Annotated in this window: 14 protein-coding genes; 9 read left to right on the forward strand and 5 right to left on the reverse strand. The window is 71.7% G+C overall.

Annotated elements, in window-relative coordinates; genetic code table 11:
- The first annotated feature begins 26 nt into the window (after nucleotides 1-26).
- From ACIA8R_RS39790 to ACIA8R_RS39820, 7 genes are read left to right on the forward strand one after another with little or no spacing between them, the layout of a single operon-like run.
- A complete protein-coding gene (locus tag ACIA8R_RS39790; protein ID WP_397042677.1) occupies nucleotides 27-1,193 on the forward strand; it encodes a hypothetical protein in 1,167 nt (388 codons plus the stop codon).
- A complete protein-coding gene (locus ACIA8R_RS39795; protein WP_397042679.1) occupies nucleotides 1,190-3,346 on the forward strand; it encodes a tetratricopeptide repeat protein in 2,157 nt (718 codons plus the stop codon). The genes ACIA8R_RS39790 and ACIA8R_RS39795 overlap by 4 nt, the downstream gene beginning before the upstream one ends.
- Nucleotides 3,346-4,200: a PP2C family serine/threonine-protein phosphatase gene (locus ACIA8R_RS39800; RefSeq protein WP_397042681.1), complete on the forward strand. Its 855-nt coding sequence runs from the start codon at nucleotides 3,346-3,348 to the stop codon at nucleotides 4,198-4,200. Before ACIA8R_RS39795 ends, ACIA8R_RS39800 begins: the two co-directional genes overlap by 1 nt.
- Nucleotides 4,193-5,479: a VWA domain-containing protein gene (locus tag ACIA8R_RS39805; protein WP_397042683.1), complete on the forward strand. Its 1,287-nt coding sequence runs from the start codon at nucleotides 4,193-4,195 to the stop codon at nucleotides 5,477-5,479. The genes ACIA8R_RS39800 and ACIA8R_RS39805 overlap by 8 nt, the downstream gene beginning before the upstream one ends.
- Complete coding sequence (locus tag ACIA8R_RS39810) at nucleotides 5,479-6,117, forward strand: FHA domain-containing protein (RefSeq protein WP_357693925.1); 639 nt, start codon at nucleotides 5,479-5,481, stop codon at nucleotides 6,115-6,117. The genes ACIA8R_RS39805 and ACIA8R_RS39810 overlap by 1 nt, the downstream gene beginning before the upstream one ends.
- On the forward strand, nucleotides 6,114-7,490 hold the full coding sequence (locus ACIA8R_RS39815; protein WP_397042685.1) for a hypothetical protein: 1,377 nt from the start codon (nucleotides 6,114-6,116) through the stop codon (nucleotides 7,488-7,490). The genes ACIA8R_RS39810 and ACIA8R_RS39815 overlap by 4 nt, the downstream gene beginning before the upstream one ends.
- Entirely contained in the window at nucleotides 7,487-8,293 is an 807-nt protein-coding gene (locus tag ACIA8R_RS39820; RefSeq protein WP_364086908.1) for a transporter substrate-binding domain-containing protein, read from the forward strand. The genes ACIA8R_RS39815 and ACIA8R_RS39820 overlap by 4 nt, the downstream gene beginning before the upstream one ends.
- A 64-nt stretch (nucleotides 8,294-8,357) precedes the next feature.
- Here ACIA8R_RS39820 and rpoD read toward each other — a convergent pair whose 3' ends face one another.
- Nucleotides 8,358-9,461 carry an RNA polymerase sigma factor RpoD gene (gene rpoD, locus ACIA8R_RS39825; RefSeq protein WP_397042687.1) on the reverse strand — a complete coding sequence of 368 codons (1,104 nt, stop codon included), beginning with the start codon at nucleotides 9,459-9,461 and terminating at the stop codon, nucleotides 8,358-8,360.
- Nucleotides 9,462-9,815: 354 nt separating this feature from the next.
- A complete protein-coding gene (gene dnaG / locus ACIA8R_RS39830; protein WP_397042689.1) occupies nucleotides 9,816-11,657 on the reverse strand; it encodes a DNA primase in 1,842 nt (613 codons plus the stop codon).
- Between the two features lie 236 nt (nucleotides 11,658-11,893).
- Between dnaG and ACIA8R_RS39835 the strand changes: the two genes are divergently transcribed.
- Nucleotides 11,894-12,754, forward strand: a complete 861-nt coding sequence (locus ACIA8R_RS39835; RefSeq protein ID WP_357693933.1) for a M23 family metallopeptidase — start codon at nucleotides 11,894-11,896, stop codon at nucleotides 12,752-12,754.
- Nucleotides 12,755-12,817: 63 nt separating this feature from the next.
- On the opposite strand, the gene ACIA8R_RS39840 is transcribed toward ACIA8R_RS39835, so the two are convergent.
- Nucleotides 12,818-14,038, reverse strand: coding sequence for a deoxyguanosinetriphosphate triphosphohydrolase (locus ACIA8R_RS39840; RefSeq protein WP_357693935.1), 1,221 nt, complete (start codon nucleotides 14,036-14,038; stop codon nucleotides 12,818-12,820).
- Between the two features lie 80 nt (nucleotides 14,039-14,118).
- Between ACIA8R_RS39840 and ACIA8R_RS39845 the strand changes: the two genes are divergently transcribed.
- Nucleotides 14,119-15,609, forward strand: coding sequence for a M48 family metallopeptidase (locus tag ACIA8R_RS39845; RefSeq protein ID WP_397042692.1), 1,491 nt, complete (start codon nucleotides 14,119-14,121; stop codon nucleotides 15,607-15,609).
- Here the strand turns inward: ACIA8R_RS39845 and ACIA8R_RS39850 are convergent.
- Together ACIA8R_RS39850 and ppdK are read right to left on the reverse strand one after the other, a co-directional pair.
- Nucleotides 15,606-16,076 (reverse strand): GNAT family N-acetyltransferase, encoded by a 471-nt coding sequence (locus tag ACIA8R_RS39850; RefSeq protein WP_397042694.1) that lies wholly within the window; start codon nucleotides 16,074-16,076, stop codon nucleotides 15,606-15,608. The genes ACIA8R_RS39845 and ACIA8R_RS39850 overlap by 4 nt on opposite strands.
- Before the next feature lie 291 nt (nucleotides 16,077-16,367).
- Nucleotides 16,368-19,004 carry a pyruvate, phosphate dikinase gene (ppdK, locus tag ACIA8R_RS39855; RefSeq protein WP_397042695.1) on the reverse strand — a complete coding sequence of 879 codons (2,637 nt, stop codon included), beginning with the start codon at nucleotides 19,002-19,004 and terminating at the stop codon, nucleotides 16,368-16,370.
- Between the last annotated feature and the right edge of the window lie 196 nt (nucleotides 19,005-19,200).

Genomic DNA, 19,200 nt, shown 5'->3' on the forward strand with positions numbered 1-19,200 from the left:
GGAGCGTGATGAGTCTGGGACCGCCCATGAGCAGGGAAGGCGCCGAGTACGCGCTGCGCGCTCGGGCCGACGAACGCGACCGGATCTCCGGCGACCTGCTCGACCTCGAATCTCACACCACCTACCAGTTGCTCAAGGGCGCGGCGCTGGACGGGATGACGCGGCAGCGCTGGACCGCCGTCCAGGCCGCGCTGGCCCGGCTGTGGCTGCTGAACGACGCCTACCGGGCCGTGCTGCGCGAGGCCGAGCAGGTCAGGGCCGTACGGGCGAAGCCGGGCGCGGAGCAGCTCGACGAGCTCACCCGGCTGCTCTCGGGGCCGTCCGTGGTGCTGCGGGCCGCGGCCAAGCCCGTCGAGCAGCGTTCGCTGCTGCCCGAGGCCGACGAGCGGCTGACCCTCGACGAGACCGTGGCCCGCATGGACGGCGCGTTCCGCGAGGTCACTTCGGCGCTCAACGACATCGACGCCGTCTGGAACGCCGTCCTGCCCCGGCTGGACGACGCCGACCGCGCGCTGCGCGAGCTCCGCGACCTGGAACGCGAGCTGGGCGAGAGCGCCGGCCTGGACGCGCAGGAGTCGCAACTGCGGCGGATGCGCGCGGCCCTGCTCTCGGACCCGCTCGGCGCGGGCGTCGGCCCCGACCTCGGCGGGGTCGCCCGCGCGCTGGCCGAGGCCCGCGCGGAGGTCGACCAGGCGATCGTGGTCAAGCGCGAGTACGCCAGGCGCCGCGAGGACCTGGTCGCGGCCCTCGACCGGGTACGCGCGGCCGAGAGCGAGGCCAGGCTGGCCCACGGCGCGGTGGTGGTCAAGATCGCCCTGCCGCCGCAGGCCCGGCCGCGCAGCCGCGTCGAGGAGCTGACCGGCGAACTGGACGCGCTCGACGCCTCGGCCGACACCTGGGTGGTACGTGCCAGGCGGCTGGCGGCCGTGGAGAGCGAGGCGGCGAAGGCGGCCGACCGGGCGCGGGCCACCGCCAAGGCCCTGTACGGGCTGGTCGGCAGACGCGACGAGTTACGCGGCCGGCTCGGCGCCTGCCAGGCCATGGCGGTACGCAAGGGCATGGCCGAGGACCCCGCCGCCACCGCGTGCTTCGAGCGGGCACGATCCCTGCTGTGGACCGCCCCCTGCGACCTGACCGAGGCTGCCGCCGCGGTCGAGACCTACCAGCGCGCGATACACGGAGGTAAGCCATGACCCGCTGCGCGCAGCCGGGCTGCACCGGCACCATCGAGGACGGCTACTGCGACCTGTGCGGCAACGCGGCGGCCGCGCCACCGGCGCCCGTGTCCGTCCCCCAGCAGGTGTCAGGGCCCATCTCGGGGCCGCTCTCGGGCCCGGTGAACACCCAGCCGGTGAGCCGGTCGCTGACCTCGCCGGTGAGCAGCAGCGGCAGGTCGCGGGCCGGGGTGCTGGGCGGCATCGCCGACCTGCCGTCCGTCCCGTACCGGGATCCGGCGACGGCCGTGATGGCCGATCCGCAGGTGCCGGAGGAGAAGCGGTTCTGCGCCAACCCGGCCTGCGGGGAGCCGGTGGGCCGGTCCCGGCAGGGCCGTCCGGGGTTGACGGAGGGGTTCTGCCCGCACTGCCGCACGCCGTACTCGTTCACCCCGAAGCTGGGCAAGGACGACATGGTGGCCGGGCAGTACCGGGTGCTCGGCTGCCTGGCCCACGGCGGTCTCGGCTGGATCTACCTGGCCGCCGACGAGAACCTGGACGGCCGCTGGGTCGTCCTCAAGGGCCTGCTCAACACCAACGACGCCGAGGCGCTGGCGGCGGCCGAGGCCGAGCGCAAGTTCCTCACCACGGTCGACCACCCGAACATCGTCAAGATCCTCAACTTCCAGCTCTCCGGCGGCCTCGGCTACATCGTCATGGAGTACGTCGGCGGCCAGTCCCTGCACGAGCTGCGCCGCAAGGGCCCGCTGCCGCTGCGCGAGGCCCTGATCTACGGCCGGGAGATCCTGCACGCCTTCGGCTACCTGCACGAGAACGGCCTGGTCTACTGCGACCTCAAGCCGGCCAACGTGATCAGGGTCGGCCGGCGGCTCAGGCTGATCGACCTGGGGGCCGTCCAGCCGATCGGCTCCCCGCCCGGCACGTCCTGGGCGACGGTCGGCTACCATGCGCCCGAGCTGGACACCCATCCCTCGTCGGTGTCCTCCGACCTCTACACCGTGGCCAGGACGCTGGCGGTGCTGGCGATCCCGTCCTGGAGCCCGGCCAAGGGCGGCGTGGCCAGCCCGCTGCCGCAGGACTGCGGGCACGAGTCGTTCGCCCGGCTGCTGCGCAAGGCCACCGCGCCCAACCCCGCCGACCGGTTCCAGAGCGCCTGGGAGATGGAGGAGCAGCTCGTCGGGGTGCTGCGGGAGATCAGCGCGGCCGAGGAGGGCGTGCCCTTCCCCGCGCCCTCGACCCTGTTCGGGCCCGAACGCTCGGCCGTGTGGACGGCGCTGTCGGACTCGCGCCAGGAGGTGTTCGGCCCGCTCGACCCGGCCGCGGTCGCGGTCGAGCTGCCGGTACCGCATGTCGATCCGCTCGACCCGGCGGCGGGCCCGCTGGCGGGCCTGGTCGGGTTCGACGGCAAGGAGCTGTTCGACCAGCTCTCGGCGATGCCGCCGACGCCCGAGACCCGGCTCATGCGCACCCGGCTGCTGGCCGAGGCGGGCGCGGCCGAGACGCCGGCGGCGCTGGCCGAGCTGGAACGTCAGCTCCCCGGCGACTGGCGGACGACCTGGTACCGCGGCGTGCTCGCGCTGGCCACCCGCCAGACGGACACCGCGGTGACGATGTTCGACGCGTGCGTGTCGGCGCTGCCCGGCGAGCTCGCGCCCAAGCTGGCGCTGGCGTTCGCGCTGGAATGCGCGGGCAGGCAGTCGGCCCACTGGTACAACGCCGTCTGGCGGACCGACCACTCCTACGTCAGCGCCGCGTTCGGGCTGGCCAGGACGGGCCGCGTCAACGTCCTGGACGAGGTGCCGCCCACCTCCAGCTACCGGGTGGCGGCGCAGGTGGCGCTGGCCGCCTCGGCGTTCCGCCGGACCGACCTGAGCACGCTGTCCGCGGCCGACCTGGTCGGCGCGGCCGGGCGGCTGGCCAACCTGGTCGACCTCGACCCGCGCCGCCGCGACCTGCTCACCACCGAGTTGCTGCGCTGCGCGCTGGCCTGGCTGGAGAACAACCCCGCGCCGCCCGGGACGAAGCTGGCCGAGGCCGACTTCACCGAACCGGGGCTGCGCAGGCGGCTGGAGTCGATCTTCAGGAAGCTCGCGGTGGCGGCCGGCTCCCGCCACGAACGCCACGCGCTCATCGACGAGGCGAACGCCGTACGACCGAGGACGTGGCTGTGATGGAACCCGTACCGAACGCCCAGAGCTGCCCGATGTGCGCCTCCCCGGTCGTCCAGGGGGACGTCTACTGCGAGCGGTGCGGGCACGCGCTCGGCGCGCCGGTCTGCACCTCCTGCGGCGCGGCCGCGGTGGACCCGGAGGGCTACTGCGAACGCTGCGGCGTGCGCCAGCCCACCGGCCGGGACCACGCCGAGACCGTGCTCGACGGCGGGGCCGCCGCCGTGACCGACCGGGGGCTGCGGCGGGCCCGCAACGAGGACGCCGTGGCGCTGCTGACCACCGGCGACGCCGTGGTGACGGTCGTGTGCGACGGCGTCGGCAGCTCGCCGCGGGCCGACCAGGCCTCGGCCGCGGCGGTGGAGACCGCGGGCGCCGCCCTGGCCAGGGGGACGTCCGCGCAGGAGGCGTTCGAGCTGGCCGGCAAGGCCGTGGCCGCGCTGGCCACGTCCGTGGACGACGCCCCCGCCTGCACCTACGTCGCCGCGGTCGCCGGCCCCGGCGGGATCACGCTGAGCTGGGCCGGGGACACGCGGGCGTACTGGCTGCCCGGCGCGGACCCCGGGCAGGGCGTGCTGCTGACCGAGGACGACGTGGTCCCGACCGGCGAGATCACCGCGTGGCTCGGCGCGGATTCCGGCGAGGTGTCGCTGCATGTGCGCACACTCGCCCCGGGGGCGCCCGGCCTGCTGCTGGTGTGCAGCGACGGGCTGTGGCGCTACCTGGACGGCTACCGGTTCCCGCACACGGGAACCCCTCTCGACATGGCCCGCGAGATGCTGCGCCACGCACTGGCCTCCGGCGGCCAGGACAACGTGACGATCGTTCTCATCCCCCTAGGAGAAACGCATGGGTGACCAGCCCACGTTCACGCTGAACATCGACCAGAACAAGTACCTGTCCACCGACGCCCGCGAGGTGCACGCGGTCCTCACCGTGGCCTCCTCCGGCGGCGGCTTCGCCCAGGCCGCGCCCACCGAGGCGGCCGAGGTCATCATCGTCGACACCTCCGGCTCGATGAGCGGCGGCAAGATCCGCGAGGCCCGGCAGGCCGCGGCGGCGGCCGTGCACGCGCTGCGCGACGGCGTGTACTTCGCGGTGATCGCCGGGACGGAGAAGGCCAAGGTCGTCTACCCCGGCGGCAACGCCAACCTGGTCAGATCCACGCCCGCCACCCGGGCCGAGGCCGAGCGCGCGATCAGCCGGCTGCTCGCGCACGGCGGCACGGCCATCGGCGAGTGGCTGAAGCTGGCCGGGCACCTGCTGAGCGCGTACCCGAACGCGATCAGGCACGCGCTGCTGATGACCGACGGGCAGAACAACGAGCGTCCCGAGGTGTTCGGGGCCGTGCTGCAGGGGTGGAGCGGCAAGTTCGTCTGCGACAGCCTGGGCGTGGGCGACGACTGGGTGCCCGCCGAGCTGCGGAAGGTCGCCGAGGCGATGCTCGGCTCGTTCGAGTTCGTACGGAACCAGAGTGATCTGGCCGAGTTCTTCCGCCGGGTGACGCAGACGTCGATGAGCAAGACCGTGGCGGACCTGTCGCTGCGGGTGTGGGTGCCGCAGACGGCCAAGCTGAAGTTCGTCAAGCAGGTCTCCCCCACGCTGCTCGACCTGACCGGCAAGCGCACCGACGTCAACCCGCTGACCGGCGACTACCCGACCGGCTCGTGGGGCCAGGATCAACGCGAGTACCACCTGTGCGTGGAGGTGCCGCCGGGCCAGATCGGCCAGGAGATCAGGGCGGGCTGGGTCAAGCTGGTGCGCCCCGACACCCAGGACGTCGTGGCCAGCGGCAACGTGCTGGCCCAGTGGACCGACGACCTGGCGCAGTCCACGCAGATCAACCGGAAGGTCGCCCACTACACCGGCCAGGCCGAGCTGCACGAGCTCATCCAGGACGGCCTGAGCGCCCGCGCCGCCGGCGACGTCGAGGCCGCGACCGCGCGCCTGGCCAAGGCCAGGGAACTGGCCGCCGAGTCGGGTCGCGAGGACACCGCCCGGCTGCTGGAGAAGGTCGTGGAGGTCGATCCCGCCACCGGCACGGCCCGGTTGCGCAGGAACGTGGACAAGGCGGACGAGATCGAGCTGGACACCGGTTCCGTCCGCACCAGCCGGCTGCGTAAGGACGAGGGCTGATGGCGACCTGTCCCCAGGGGCACGCCTCCGGCTCCGACGACTACTGCGACGTCTGCGGCGCGCAGATGGGCGGGACCGCCGCCCCGTCCCAGCCCCAGGCGACGGCGGCGGCCCCCGGCGGCGGTGACGACGCCTGCCCGGTCTGCCAGACGCCGCGCGCCGGGCAGTTCTGCGAGGTGTGCGGCCACGACTTCACCGGCGGCGGGGGCGGCGTCCCGATCCCCGTGCGAGGGGCGCGATGGGAGGCCGTCGCGGCCGCCGACCGCACCTACTACGAGAAGGTGGTCGCCGAGGGCGGCCCCGACGCGGCGCGCATGGCCTTCCCGCCGTACTGTCCCGAGCGCTCGTTCGGGCTGGTCGGCGAGCAGGTGCGCATCGGGCGGCGCAGCAGGGCCAGGAACCTGGCGCCGGAGATCGACCTGACCGGCCCGCCCGAGGACCCGGGCGTGTCGCACCTGCACGCCGTGCTGCTGGGCCGGCCCGACGGCACGTGGACGCTGGTCGACCCCGGCTCGGCCAACGGCACCCAGGTCAACGGCAGGACGGTCGAGATCAACACGCCCGTCAGGGTCGGGCCGGGCGACCGGATCCACCTGGGCGCCTGGACCGTCATCACCATCAGGGAGGGAACGCCGTGACCCTGGTGCAGAACCCCGGCCCCCTGCTCCAGGCGGGAGCCGCGCCCCCGCCGCACCGCAGCGTGCCCGGGCGCATCCGCGTGATCTCCGGCGTGACGGTGGCGGCGCTGGCGCTGCTGTTCGCGGCGCTCGGGGTCGGCAGCCTGACCGCCGGCGACGGGCTGCAGGTCATCGGCCGCGACGCCGGACCGCAGGTCGTCGCCACCGCCGGGCTCTACCTGGCGCTCAGCGACATGGACGCCCAGGTCGCCAACGCGCTGGTCATGGGCGACCAGTACGGCCAGCAGCGCCGCGTCGCCGTCGACCGGTACGAGCGGCGGCGTTCGGAGGCCAACCAGGCGCTGCTGAAGGCGTTCGAGCTGGCCGGCGACAACGCGGCCGATCGGCGGACCGTGCAGTCGGTGCTCGACGGGCTCGGCCGCTACGAACGGCTCGCCGGGCAGGCGCTCCTGCTGAACGAGCAGGCCCGGCACGCGCCCGGCGCGCCGCCGGAGAACGTGGTGGGCACCTACCGGCAGGCCACCGACCTGATGCGGCTGGTGCTGCTGCCGCAGGCCTACAACCTGACCCTGGAGAGCGGCACGATCGTCCGCAGCACCTACGACGAGAAGAACGCCTGGGTCCCGCTGCTGCGGACCGCGGTGCTGCTGGCCGGGCTGCTCGCGCTGGGCTGCCTGATCTGGCTCCAGGTCTTCCTGGCCCGGCGCTTCCGCCGGGTGTTCGGCCCGGCGCTGCTGGTCGCCACGCTGGCCACGGCGGTCTCGCTGATCCTCGGCGCGAACGTGCTCGGCCAGGACCAGGAGGACCTGCGCACGGCCAAGGCACAGGGCTTCGACTCGGTGCTGACGCTGGCCAAGGCCCGCGCGATCAGCAACAGCATGCAGGGCGACCAGAGCCGGTACCTGCTGGACAAGGAGCGCGCCGACACCTACGAGCACACGTTCCTGGACAAGTCGCAGTCGGTCGTCTACTACGAGTCGGGCAACCTCACCCAGTACCACGCGAAGGTGGCCGGCGACTCCGGGGACGCCCTGGGCATGCTGGGGCCCGAGCTCACCGGCGTGGAGGGCGGGCGCGTGCTGGACGCGTACAAGGCCTTCCAGCAGGCCGACACCTCCTTCCGGGAGCTGGCGCTGGCCGGCCGGACGGCCGAGGCGGTGACCGCCAAGCTCGGGCCGGTCACCGCCGCGTTCGACGCCTACGACCGGTCCCTGGTGGCGCTGGCCGACCGGCACGAGCACACCTTCGACCGGGCCATCGACGCCGGCGAGAACGCGCTGGACAACCTGTGGCGGCTGCTGCCGTTCGCGATCGCCGGGATCGGGCTGCTGATGATCGCCGGGGTGTGGCCGAGACTCAAGGAGTACCGTTGAAGCGGGCACTGGTAGCGGCGCTGGCCCTGGTCGCGGTGGTCACCGCGGCCTGCGGTACCGGCGACCGGGAGTCGATCCTCGACAAGGACTCCCTCGTCATCGCGGTCCGCCCCGACCTGCCGTCGGTGGGCTTCCGCAAGCCGGACGGCACCTTCGAGGGCTTCGACGTCGACGTCGCGCGCTACGTGGCCAAGCGGCTGGGCAAGGACTTCAAGCTGATCCCCGTGCTGGCGGGCGATCGGGAGAAGGTGCTGGTCCAGGGGCGGGCCGACCTGGTGCTGGCGACGTACACGATCAGCATGGACCGTAAGGCGAAGGTGCTGTTCGCGGGGCCGTACCACGTCTCCTACCAGGACATCCTGACGCGGCCGGACGACAGGGTGGACAACGTCCGGGAGCTGAAGGGCCGCCGGATCTGCGCCGTGGAGGGCTCGAACGCGGCCGAGCGGGTCGTGAAGGAGCGCAGCGTGGCGGCCGAGCTGGTGCCGTTCAAGGACTACGCGTCGTGCCTGAGCGCCCTGAAGAGCAGGCAGGTGGACGCCGTGACCACCAACGACGTGATCCTGGCCGGCCTGGCCAACCAGGACGGCTCGGGGCTGCGGCTGGCCAACGCCCAGTTCAACGAGCAGCGCACCGGGGTGGGCCTGCACAAGGACGACGTGCCCGGCTGCGAGGCGGTGAACCGGGCGATCACCGACATGTACCAGGACGGGACCGCGGGCAAGCTGCTGCACAAGTGGTTCGGCAAGGCGGGACTGAACCTGGACAACATCGCCGTACCGCAGTTCGAGGGCTGCTCCTGAAGGACCGGCTCCGGCATGCGGACGGGCCCGGCGCGCTCGCCGGGCCCGTCGCGGGGTCGAAGGGTCAGTCCAGGTAGTCCTTGAGCATCTGCGCGCGCGTCGGGTGGCGGAGCTTGGCCAGGGTCTTCGACTCGATCTGCCGGATGCGCTCCCGCGTCACGCCGAACTCCCTGCCCACCTCCTCCAGCGTGCGCGGATGCCCGTCGGCCAGGCCGAAGCGGAGCTGGATGATGCGCTGCTCGCGGTCGGACAGCGTGGCCAGGATGTCGTCGAGCTGGTCCTGCAGCATGATGAAGGCGGCGGCCTCCATGGGCACGACGGCGTCGGCGTCCTCGATGAAGTCACCGAGGTCGGAGTCCTCCTCGCCGATCGGCGACTGCAGGGACACCGGCTCCTGGGCGATGCGCTGGATCTCCACCACGCGGTCGACCGGGAGGTCCATCTCCTTGGCGATCTCCTCGGGGATGGGCTCGCGGCCGAGATCCTGGTGGAGCTGACGCTGCACTCTGACGAGCTTGTTGATGGTCTCCACCATGTGCACCGGAATGCGGATGGTGCGCGCCTGGTCGGCGATCGCCCGGGTGATCGCCTGTCTGATCCACCAGGTGGCGTAGGTGGAGAACTTGTAGCCCTTCGTGTAGTCGAACTTCTCGACCGCCCGGATGAGCCCGAGGTTGCCCTCCTGGATCAGGTCGAGGAAGAGCATGCCGCGCCCGACGTAGCGCTTGGCGATCGACACCACGAGCCTGAGGTTGGCCTCGATGAGCCGCTGTTTGGCCCTGGTGCCCTGCCAGACGAGCTCCCTGAACTCCGGGAAGGCCAGGCGCGAGACCCCGGTGGCCAGCTTGTCCTCGGCGAACAGGCCGGCTTCGATCGACTTGGCGAGCTCCACCTCCTCCTCGGCGGTCAGCAGGGGGACGCGACCGATCTCGCGCAGGTAGATGCGGACGAGATCGCTGGTCGGCGCCCGCTTGCCTACGTCCTCCTCATCGGCGCGGGTGGATTCCTCGTCGCCCTGGGGCTCAAGGACCTCCACGCCGTTCTCTGCGAGCATCCGCACGACGCGTTCCAGCGCGTCGGACGGCAGCTCGGATCGGTCAAGCGCGGCGGCGACGTCATCGACGGTTACGCTTCCGCGCTCCCTTCCCTTCGCGACGAGGTCCGCCACCTGATCTACCGATGGCGGCCCGCTTGGCAGCACCGATGCACCCACGGGAGACAGTCTGCAGTATTGGTTCCATCAAATGGCAGACCCATTTTTGTTGCGGAAGGTAAGACGATCAGCATTACCGAATTGAGATCGAGTAAAGGTTTGGCCGGAGTTTGATCAGGAAAGAAAAGTCAATTACGCGGTCTGGAATCAGACGTCCGGCGAGGCATGACGGCCGGACGTATCTCTTTCGCTGCCCGCAATGCCCGAGATGCGCCTTCACGGCAGCGCGGGCCGGCCGGAATTCCCCGGTCAACCACTCTGGTTCACCGCCTGCCCCCGCTGCCGAACTGTTATCAAAGGCCCCCGCGGTCAGCTTCCGGCGGCGCGGTCGCGCAGCACCCGGCGCTGCTGCTCCAGCGCGACCAGCTCGCCGAACAGCTTGTTGTACTCCTGCTGCTCCTCCACCGGGTTGAGGCGCTGCATGCGGGACTTGACCTGGGCGATGGCCCGGTCGACCGCGATCGCCTCGATGGCCGCCAGCATGGCCCCCGCGTAACGCTCCTCGGCGTGCGCGTCGGCCTGGATGGGCTCCACCGCGAACCTCGTCACGAGCCCCCTGGCGCCCTCGTCGTGGGCGTGCTCCAGCAGCCGGTCGACCCACTCACGGCCGCCGTGACCGGCCGAGCCGGCGCCTCCGGCGGCCTGGACGATCTTGTGCAGCGCGACGTGGTCGGGGGCGGTGAACGCCTGCGGGTCGAGGGCGTCGAAGCGCGGCCCGAGCAGCGCGGGCCGCTGGACGGCCAGCTTGAGCAGCTCGCCCTCCACCCGCACGCTCGGATCGACGGGGGCCGCCTTGGGGGCGCGCTGGGGACGGCCCTGCTGGGTGTTGGCGACCTCGCCGATGCGCTGCATGACGAACCGCTCGTCCATGAACCCGAGCCAGCGGTCGAGGTCGATGGCGTAGCGCTTGCGCAGGCCGACGTCCTTGATCCCGGCCACGATGGGCGCCGCCGCGTCGAGGGCGGCGATCTTGCCCTCGTTGCTGCGCAGGTCGTAGCGGGAGATGGTGCTCCTGATGGCGAACTGGAACAGCGGCTCGCGGCTGGCGATGAGGTCGCGCACCGCCGCGTCGCCCTGCTTGATCCGCAGGTCGCACGGGTCGAGCCCGTCGCTCTGCACCGCGACGTAGGTCTGCGTGACGAACTTCTGCTCGTCGGCGAAGGCCCGCAGCGCCGCCTTCTGGCCGGCCGCGTCGCCGTCGAAGGTGAAGATGACCTCGCCCCGGAACTCGGCCTGGTCGAGCAGGAACCGGCGAAGGATCTTGATGTGCTCCTCGCCGAACGACGTGCCGCAGGTGGCCACCGCGGTCGGCACGCCGGCCAGATGGCAGGCCATCACGTCGGTGTATCCCTCGACGATCACCGCCTGGGCGCGCTTGCTGATCTCTCGTTTGGCGAGATCAATGCCATAAAGGACCTGGCTCTTCTTGTAAAGCGGCGAGTCAGGCGTATTCAGATATTTCGGGCCATCGTCGGAATCGAGCAACTTGCGGGCGCCGAATCCGATCACGTCACCCGTGGCGTCCCTGATCGGCCAGATCAGCCGCCCCCTGAACCGGTCGATCGGCCCGCGCCTGCCCTCCTTGGCCAGGCCGCCCTTGACCAGCTCGTCGGCGCTGAACCCGCGCCCCATCAGGTGACGCGCCAGCGCCTCCCACTCGGCCGGGGCGTAGCCGACGCCGAACGCCTCGGCGTCGGCGCGCTCGAACCCGCGCTCGGACAGGAACCGGCGCCCCGGGGCCGCGTCGGGCCCGAACAGCTTCTCGGCGTAGAACTCGGCGGCCACCCGGTGGGCCTCGATCAGCCGGGCCCGCTCGCCGTGGTCGCGCTTGGGGACGTAGCCGCCCTGCTCGTACTGGAGCTGGATGCCGGCCCGCTGGGCCAGCCGCTCGACCGCCTCGCCGAACGGCAGGTGCTCGATCTTCTCGACGAACGTGATCACGTCGCCGCCTTCGCCGCAGCCGAAGCAGAAGTACATTCCGCGCTCGGGGGTGACGTTGAAGGACGGGCTCTTCTCGTCGTGGAAGGGGCACAGGCCCTTGAGGTTGCCCCCTCCGGCGTTGCGCAACTGGATGTGTTCGCCGATCACGTCGGCGATGGGTGAACGCTCACGTACGAGCGCGATGTCGACATCACGGATCCGGCCAGCCACGCCGGTGAGTCTATTCCGCCCGACCGACGGTTCCGCCCCCCGCGGGCTGTGCCGCGGCCGGTGAACGGCGAGGCACGGGCGGTGGACGGCCGGGGAAGACGCGCGTCACCTCTGGGTTGCTAAAGCGGGAAACTGGTGATGCGGAGTCCCGTGGTCGGCTACAAAGGTGAGGGTTGTCGGTGGAAACGGTGACACGGGTGAGGAAAACTATGCGTTCCGGGCATATCGCACGGTGGGTGGCTGTCGCCGCCGTGCTGCTCACCGGCGCCTGCGCCCAGGCGACCGGGGTGGCGGGCGTCAGCGCCCAGTCGCCCTCCACGGCCCCGGCCACGAGCACGCCCACCCCCACGCCGGCGGTCACCGCCACCATCCCCTCACCCGGCCCGTCCGACCAGGGCGCCGAGCAGCCGCCCAAGGGCGACGACCCGGTCAAGGTGCCGCCGCCCAAGCTGTCGAAGTTCACCTACGCGTTCCCGGTCAAGGGCTGCGCCAGCACCTACCAGCGCGCCCTGCTCGTGCTGCCCAAGACGACGATCTGGGCCGCGCAGGGCTGCTCGTTCGTCGCTCCCGTGGGCGGCGTCGTGGACGAGGTCAACGTCAAGAACCGGTGGACGCCCTCCACCGACAAGGGCGCCGACCGCGAGGGCAGGTTCGTCACGATCATCGGCGACGACGGCGTGCGCTACCTCGGCGGTCACCTCGACTCCGTCGCCGCCGGCGTCCGGCCAGGGGTGCGCGTCAAGGCCGGGCAGCTGCTCGGCCGGGTGGGCAGGTCCGGCAACGCCCGCGACACCGGCTCCAACCTCTACTTCGCGATCTCCTGGAAGACCGGCCCGGCCTACTGGTGGGTCCGCCGGGGCATGGTCGAGCCGTGGGACTACCTGGACGCCTGGCGGTCCGGCAACCGCACGCTCTCCCCGCGCAAGGAGACGCTGGGGCTGCGCGGCAGGCTCGGCGAGACGCCGCGCTGCGCGGTCCAGTGCAAGTCCAAGAAGGTGCCCCAGGCCAGCAAGAAGCCCAGGAAGCCGCGGACCGACGACACCAAGGACGACGATCCGGTCACGACGGAGCCGACGTCGACCCCCTTCGGTCAGTGACGACGCCCGGCCCGGTCCACCGGCGGGACCGCTCGTGGGAGCGGTTTCACCCGCCCTGTGCCGTCACGTCGACAGGCGGCGGTGCCAGGCCACGGCCGAGGTGTCGGTGAGGGAGGCGATCTGGTCGATCACGACCCGCACCCGGGCCGCGTCGTCGGGGGCCTCCAGGAAGGCGGGCCGGAAGGCGGGTTCGAGCGTGCCGGGGGCGCCGAGCGTGATCAGCGAGGCCAGCTCGGTGATCAGCTCCCGCTGCCTGGCCTGGTTGGCGTGGTGGCCCTCGGTGGTCATCACGTAGTGGGCGGTGACGCCCTTGAGCAGGGCGCACTCCATCAGCGTGGCGCGCGGCACGACGAGGTCGGCGCGGTGGCGGGCGCCGTGGACCTCCTTGGTGGCCGTCTGGGCCGAGCGGCAGAACCGGCCGATCAGGCCGCTGGTGAGCGCCTTGAGGCCGGCCAGGTCGGCGAGCGTCGCCTCGAAGCGGCGCGGCCACAGCGGGTCGGCGATCAGCTTGGCGAAGACCTCCTCCAGCTCGTTGAGGTCGGCGCCGGGCGCGTACCAGGTGCGGGTGATGCGGGCCACCGCGCCGCGTTCGACGGGCGACTGGAGCGCCTCGGGCGTGACGTGGCCGGAGTGGAGCGCGTCCTCCAGGTCGTGGACGGAGTAGGCCACGTCGTCGGCCCAGTCCATGATCTGGGCCTCGAAGCTCACCCGGCCTTCCGGGGCGCCGTCCCTGATCCACTCGAAGACCGGCAGGTCGTCGTGGTAGACGCCGAACTTCGGGGACTTCTCGCACGTCCAGGGGTATTTGACGGCGGCGTCGAGGGCGGCCCTGGTGAGGTTGAGCCCGGCGCTGCGGCCGTCTTCGGTGAGGACCTTGGCCTCCAGCCTGGTGAGCAGGCGCAGGCTCTGGGCGTTGCCCTCGAAGCCGCCGCACGAGGTGGCCAGCGCGTTGAGCGCCACCTCCCCGTTGTGCCCGAACGGCGGATGGCCGAGGTCGTGGGCCAGGCAGGCGGTCTCGACCAGGTCGGGGTCGACGCCGAGCGTGGCGCCCATCTCCCTGCCGACCTGGGCGCATTCGAGCGAGTGCGTCAGCCGGGTGCGCGGGATGTGCTGGCCGCCGCCGAGCGTCTCGCCGGGGCCCACGACCTGCGTCTTGGCCGCCAGCCTGCGCAGCGCGGCGCTGTGCAGGACGCGGGCGCGGTCGCGTTCGAACGCGCCTCGTCCGGGGTTGCCGGGTGGTTCCGGGACCCATCGTTCCTGGTCGTGCTCGTCGTAGTACGACATTTCTGCAGTGATTTTATCCAGTTTCCCGTCTCCGCTAGTGTCAAGCCTCGCGAGAACCCCTTCCCCGGGAGCCCTCCCCCATGACGACAGCGTTCCGAGCGGTGCTGGCCTTCAGTCTGCTCGCCGGCTTCTACGTGCTGGTCGGCATCATCCTGGCGGCCGCCGTGTTCTTCGACGTCCTGCTGCTGGTGGACTTCCACGCCACGGCGCTGAAGGCCGCGATCGTGCTCACGCTGGCGGCGGGCGCGCTGGTGCGGGCGCTGTTCATGGTCGGCCGCCGCCAGGGGGGCGAGCAGCCGGGCGTGCAGGTGGGGCGCGAGCACGAGCCCGCGCTCTGGCAGGTGGTGGAGGACCTGTCCCGGCGGGTGCGCACCGCGCCGCCCGACGAGATCCGGCTGGTCCCCGAGGTGAACGCGGCGGTCTCGGAGGACACCCGGTTCCTGGGGTTGCGCGCGACCCGGCGGCGGATGTTCATCGGCCTGCCGCTGCTGCAGACCCTCACCGTCGACGAGATGCGCGCCGTGCTCGGGCACGAGCTGGGCCACTACAGCGGGGCCCACACGCGGCTGGGCGCGCCGGTCTACCGGGGGCGGGTCTCGCTGATCGCGACCGTGCAGGGGCTCGGCAACCATCCGCTCATCCAACGGCTCTTCGCCGGGTACGCCAAGCTCTACCTGCGGGTCTCCCAGGCCGTGTCGCGCCGGCAGGAGCTGGAGGCCGACGAGTTCGCGGTGGCGATCGGCGGGCGACAGGCCATGTCGGGCGCGCTCCGCAAGATCCACGACACCGCCCTGGGCTGGGACCTGTACGTCGGCGACTACCTGTCGCTGACCGGCGTGGGCGGCTCCCGGCCCGCCTCAGTGTTCGGCGGCTTCCACGCGTTGATGAACGACCCGGGCCGGCAGGCCGAGATCGCCCGGCTCGGCGAGCGGCCCGAGGACGTCTCGCCGTACGACTCCCATCCCAGCCTGGCCGACCGCCTGGCCGCCATCGCGAACCTGCCGGAGCCGGAGCACGTCCCCGATCCGCGTCCGGCGCTGACGCTGCTGCGCGACCCCGACGTGGCGGCCGAGGCGGTGGAGCGGTCGATGTGGACGCCGGAGGCGCTGGCCGGGCTGCGTCCGGTGCCGTGGGACGAGCTGGTGGCCCAGGGCATGTACGCCGGGCGCAACGCCGAGGCCCTGCGCGACCTGGCGGTGGCGGGGCAGCGGGTGATGGGGGCCACGCGCCCCTACCTCGACGCGGCCTTCGAGGCGATCGCCAGGGGCCGGGGGGCCGAGCTGGCCGGGCAGCTGCGCGAGCTGGGGTGGAAGCCGTCCGAGACGCTGCTCGGCGGGGTGCTGGGGCAGGCGCTGGAGGCGGTGCTGATCCAGCTCGGCGAGGCCAGGTGGACGCTGTCCTGGTCGGGCCCCGCCCGGCTGCTGTACGACGACGGCGAGGAGGTGGCCCTGGCCGAGTACGCGGCCAGGGTCGCCGGCGATCCGCAGGCGGTGGCCGGGCTGCGGAAGTGGCTGGGCGACCACGGGATGCGGCACGACTACGTACCGCTGGAGGAGGCCCTGCCCCGCTAGCCGGGTGTGGGAAGGCTCGCGGCCGGCCGGCGGACCATGAGGACGTCCACCTGGTCCTCGCCCTCGACGGTGAAGCCGTGCCGTTCGTAGAGCCGCTGGGCGGCGCTTCCCCGCAGCACGATCAGGCGTACGGGCGCGCCCTCGGCGTCCGCGCGGTCCAGCAGCGTCCGCAGGACGGCCGAGCCGAGCCCGCGTCCCTGGAGGGCGGGGTCGAGGTAGAAGTGCTCCAGCCAGCGGCCGTCCTCGGCGGGGCGCAGGGTGACGCAGCCCGCGAAGGCGCCGCCGGCCAGGATGACGGAGGTGTGGCCGGGAGAGAAGGAGTCCCGGAACCGCTGACGCACCCGGTGCTCGTCGTAGTGGCCCAGCCGCTCCAGGTCGGGGCGCATCACCGTCGCCCGCAGTTCCGCGATCGCCTCGACCTCGTCCGGCCCGGCGGTGCGCAGCTCCCAGTCCACGAGATTTTCCATGGCGGAAAGTATCGCAATGACCGGTTTTGAGGTGATCTCCGGGTCTGTCGACAAGAAGTCAACAGATCCTCAACCGGCCGTTCCTAGGATCCGTCCCGAGGAGCGCTCCTCCAGGGAGCGCCGGCAGGGAGGGAACCCGTCGTGAACCTAGGCGTCCCGGAGATCATCATCGGCTTCGTGCTCTTCTTCCTCCTGATCGGGCTCGTGGTGTTCACCGCCGTGGTGCTGGCCAACCGGCGGCGCGGGTAGCGCGCGGGAGGCGGCCGGGGCCGGGCCCGGCCGCCGGGCGGGTCAGCGGGTGTCGGAGTCGGTGTCGGTCAGGGCGGCGCGGCCGGCCTCCAGCCGGGCCACCGGGATGCGGAACGGGGAGCAGGAGACGTAGTCGAGGCCGACCTCGTGGCAGAAGTGCACCGAGTCGGGGTCGCCGCCGTGCTCGCCGCAGATGCCCACGTGCAGGTCGGGACGGGCGGCGCGGCCCTCCTCGACGGCGATCCTGACCAGCCGGCCGACGCCGTCGCGGTCGAGGGTCTCGAACGGGCTGACGCCGAAGATGCCGAGCTCCAGGTAGCGCGAGAAGAACGCGGCCTCCACGTCGTCGCGGCTGAAGCCCCAGGTCATCTGGGTCAGGTCGTTCGTGCCGAAGGAGAAGAACTCGGCGGCCTCGGCGATCTGGCCCGCCGTCAGCGCCGCCCTCGGCACCTCGATCATCGTGCCGATCAGCGCCTCGACGCCGGTCTCCGCGAGGATCCCGGCCGCCTCCTCGCGTACGGACTCCAGCTCCTGGACGGCCGCCACCAGCGGGATCATGATCTCCGGACGCGCGCCCGGGACCTCGGCCGCGGCCTGGGCGATCGCCCGCACCTGCATGGCGAACAGCCCGGGGATCACCAGGCCGAGGCGCACACCGCGCAGGCCCAGCATCGGGTTCTGCTCGTGCAGCCGCTTGACGGCGGCCAGCAGCCTGCGGTCCTTGTCGGTCACGTCGGGCGAGGTGGCCACCTTGACCGCCAGGTCCACGAGGTCGGGCAGGAACTCGTGCAGGGGCGGGTCGATGAGCCGGATGGTGACGGGGTCGCCGCCCATGGCCTTGAAGATGCCGATGAAGTCGGCCTTCTGGAGGGGTTCGAGGGCGTCGAGCGCGGCCTGCCGCTCCTCGTCGCCGTCGGCCAGGACGAGGTCCTCCACGAGCCGGCGGCGCTCGCCGAGGAACATGTGCTCGGTGCGGCACAGGCCGATGCCCTGGGCGCCGAAGCGGCGGGCCCGCGCGGCGTCCTCGGGGGCGTCGGCGTTGGCGCGCACCCGCAGCCGGCGGACGGAGTCGGCGTGGGCCATGATCCGGTCCACGGCCCTGACCAGGTCGTCGTCCGGCTGCGCGCCCTCGAAGTACTCGACCACGGCCGAGTCCACGACCGGGACCTCGCCGAGGTAGACCTCGCCGGTGGTGCCGTCGATGGAAATGACGTCCCCCTCGGAGACGACCTCGCCGCCGGGCGCGGTGAACCTGCGCTCGACGGTGGAGACGTCCAGCTCCTCGGCGCCGCACACGCACGTCTTGCCCATGCCGCGGGCGACCACGGCCGCGTGCGAGGTCTTGCCGCCGCGGCTGGTCAGGATGCCCTTGGCGGCGATCATGCCGGCCAGGTCGTCGGGGTTGGTCTCGCGGCGGACGAGGATGACGTCCTCGCCCCGGCCGGCCAGCTCGACGGCGCGCTCGGAGGAGAAGACGACCTTGCCGACGGCGGCGCCCGGCGAGGCGTTCATGCCCTTGGCGATCTTCTTCTTCTCGGCGCCGCCGTCGAAGCGGGGGAACATGAGCTGGGCGAGCTGGTCGCCGGTGACGCGGGTGACGGCCTCGTCCAGGGTGATCAGGCCCTGGTCGACGAGCTGGGTGGCGATGCAGAACGCGGCCGCGGCGGTGCGCTTGCCGACGCGGGTCTGGAGCATCCACAGCTTGCCGCGCTCGATCGTGAACTCGATGTCGCACAGGTCCTTGTAGTGGTTCTCCAGCGTCTCCATGATCTGCAGCAGCTCGTCGTAGGAGGGCTTGTCGAGGCGTTCGAGCTCTTGCAGCGGGATGGTGTTGCGGATGCCGGCGACGACGTCCTCGCCCTGGGCGTTCTGCAGGTAGTCGCCGTAGATGCCCTGCTGGCCGGAGCCGGGGTCGCGGGTGAAGGCGACGCCGGTGCCGGAGTCGTTGCCGACGTTGCCGAAGACCATGGCCACGATGTTGACGGCGGTGCCGAGATCGGCGGGGATGCGCTCCTGGCGGCGGTAGAGGATGGCGCGCGGGGCGTTCCAGGAGTCGAAGACCGCCATGACGGCCAGCCGCATCTGCTCGCGGGGGTCGGCGGGGAAGTCCTTGCCGGTCTGCTCCCGGACGATGCTCTTGTAGGTCTCCACGAGACCCTGCAGCTCGCCGGCGTCGAGGTCGGTGTCCTGGCGGCGGCCCTTCAGCTCGTCGAGCGCGTGCTCGAACAGCTCGCCGTCGAGGCCGAGGACGGTCTTGCCGAACATCTGGATCAGCCGCCGGTAGGAGTCCCAGGCGAAGCGGTCGTTGCCGCCCGCCTGCTTGGCCAGGCCGTGGACCGACTCGTCGTTGAGCCCGATGTTGAGGACCGTCTCCATCATGCCCGGCATGGAGAACTTCGCGCCCGACCGTACGCTGACCAGGAGGGGGTCGTCGGCCTGCCCGAGGCGGCGGCCCATCTGGGCCTCCAGGGCGTCCAGGTGCTCGGCGACCTCGCGCTCCAGGCCGTCGGGAAGAGCGCCTTCCGTCAGGTAGTGACGGCAGGCTTCAGTGGTGATCGTGAATCCGGGGGGAACGGGCAGCCCGAGATTCATCATCTCGGAGAGATTCGCGCCCTTTCCACCGAGAAGATCCTTGAGATTCCTGTTGCCCTCGGTGAAGTCGTAAACGTACTTGGCCACCACAGCTCCAATCCAACGCTTCTGTCCCGGACTCTACCGGCGAAATTGATGATGAAACTGCACTCCTCGGTTAAGTCATCGTTTATGCAGGTCAACCGCCCGACACAGGTCTAATCCAATTACAGGGACCGCTACCCGATAAATTGGTTTATACCAATTGGTTTACACCAATTCTTGAGAAAGAGGAGCCGGGCCG

It is taken from the genome of Nonomuraea sp. NPDC051191 (assembly GCF_044455665.1).
In the GTDB taxonomy this organism is placed as follows: domain Bacteria; phylum Actinomycetota; class Actinomycetes; order Streptosporangiales; family Streptosporangiaceae; genus Nonomuraea.

Coding starts and splice junctions, on each gene's coding strand:
- ACIA8R_RS39795 (WP_397042679.1), top strand. CDS start 1,190: ATGACCCGCTGCGCGCAGCCGGGCTGCACCGGCACCATCGAGGACGGC.
- ACIA8R_RS39800 (WP_397042681.1), top strand. CDS start 3,346: ATGGAACCCGTACCGAACGCCCAGAGCTGCCCGATGTGCGCCTCCCCG.
- ACIA8R_RS39790 (WP_397042677.1), top strand. CDS start 27: ATGAGCAGGGAAGGCGCCGAGTACGCGCTGCGCGCTCGGGCCGACGAA.
- ACIA8R_RS39810 (WP_357693925.1), top strand. CDS start 5,479: ATGGCGACCTGTCCCCAGGGGCACGCCTCCGGCTCCGACGACTACTGC.
- ACIA8R_RS39850 (WP_397042694.1), bottom strand. CDS start 16,076: ATGGAAAATCTCGTGGACTGGGAGCTGCGCACCGCCGGGCCGGACGAG.
- ACIA8R_RS39845 (WP_397042692.1), top strand. CDS start 14,119: ATGACGACAGCGTTCCGAGCGGTGCTGGCCTTCAGTCTGCTCGCCGGC.
- ACIA8R_RS39840 (WP_357693935.1), bottom strand. CDS start 14,038: ATGTCGTACTACGACGAGCACGACCAGGAACGATGGGTCCCGGAACCA.
- ACIA8R_RS39805 (WP_397042683.1), top strand. CDS start 4,193: ATGGGTGACCAGCCCACGTTCACGCTGAACATCGACCAGAACAAGTAC.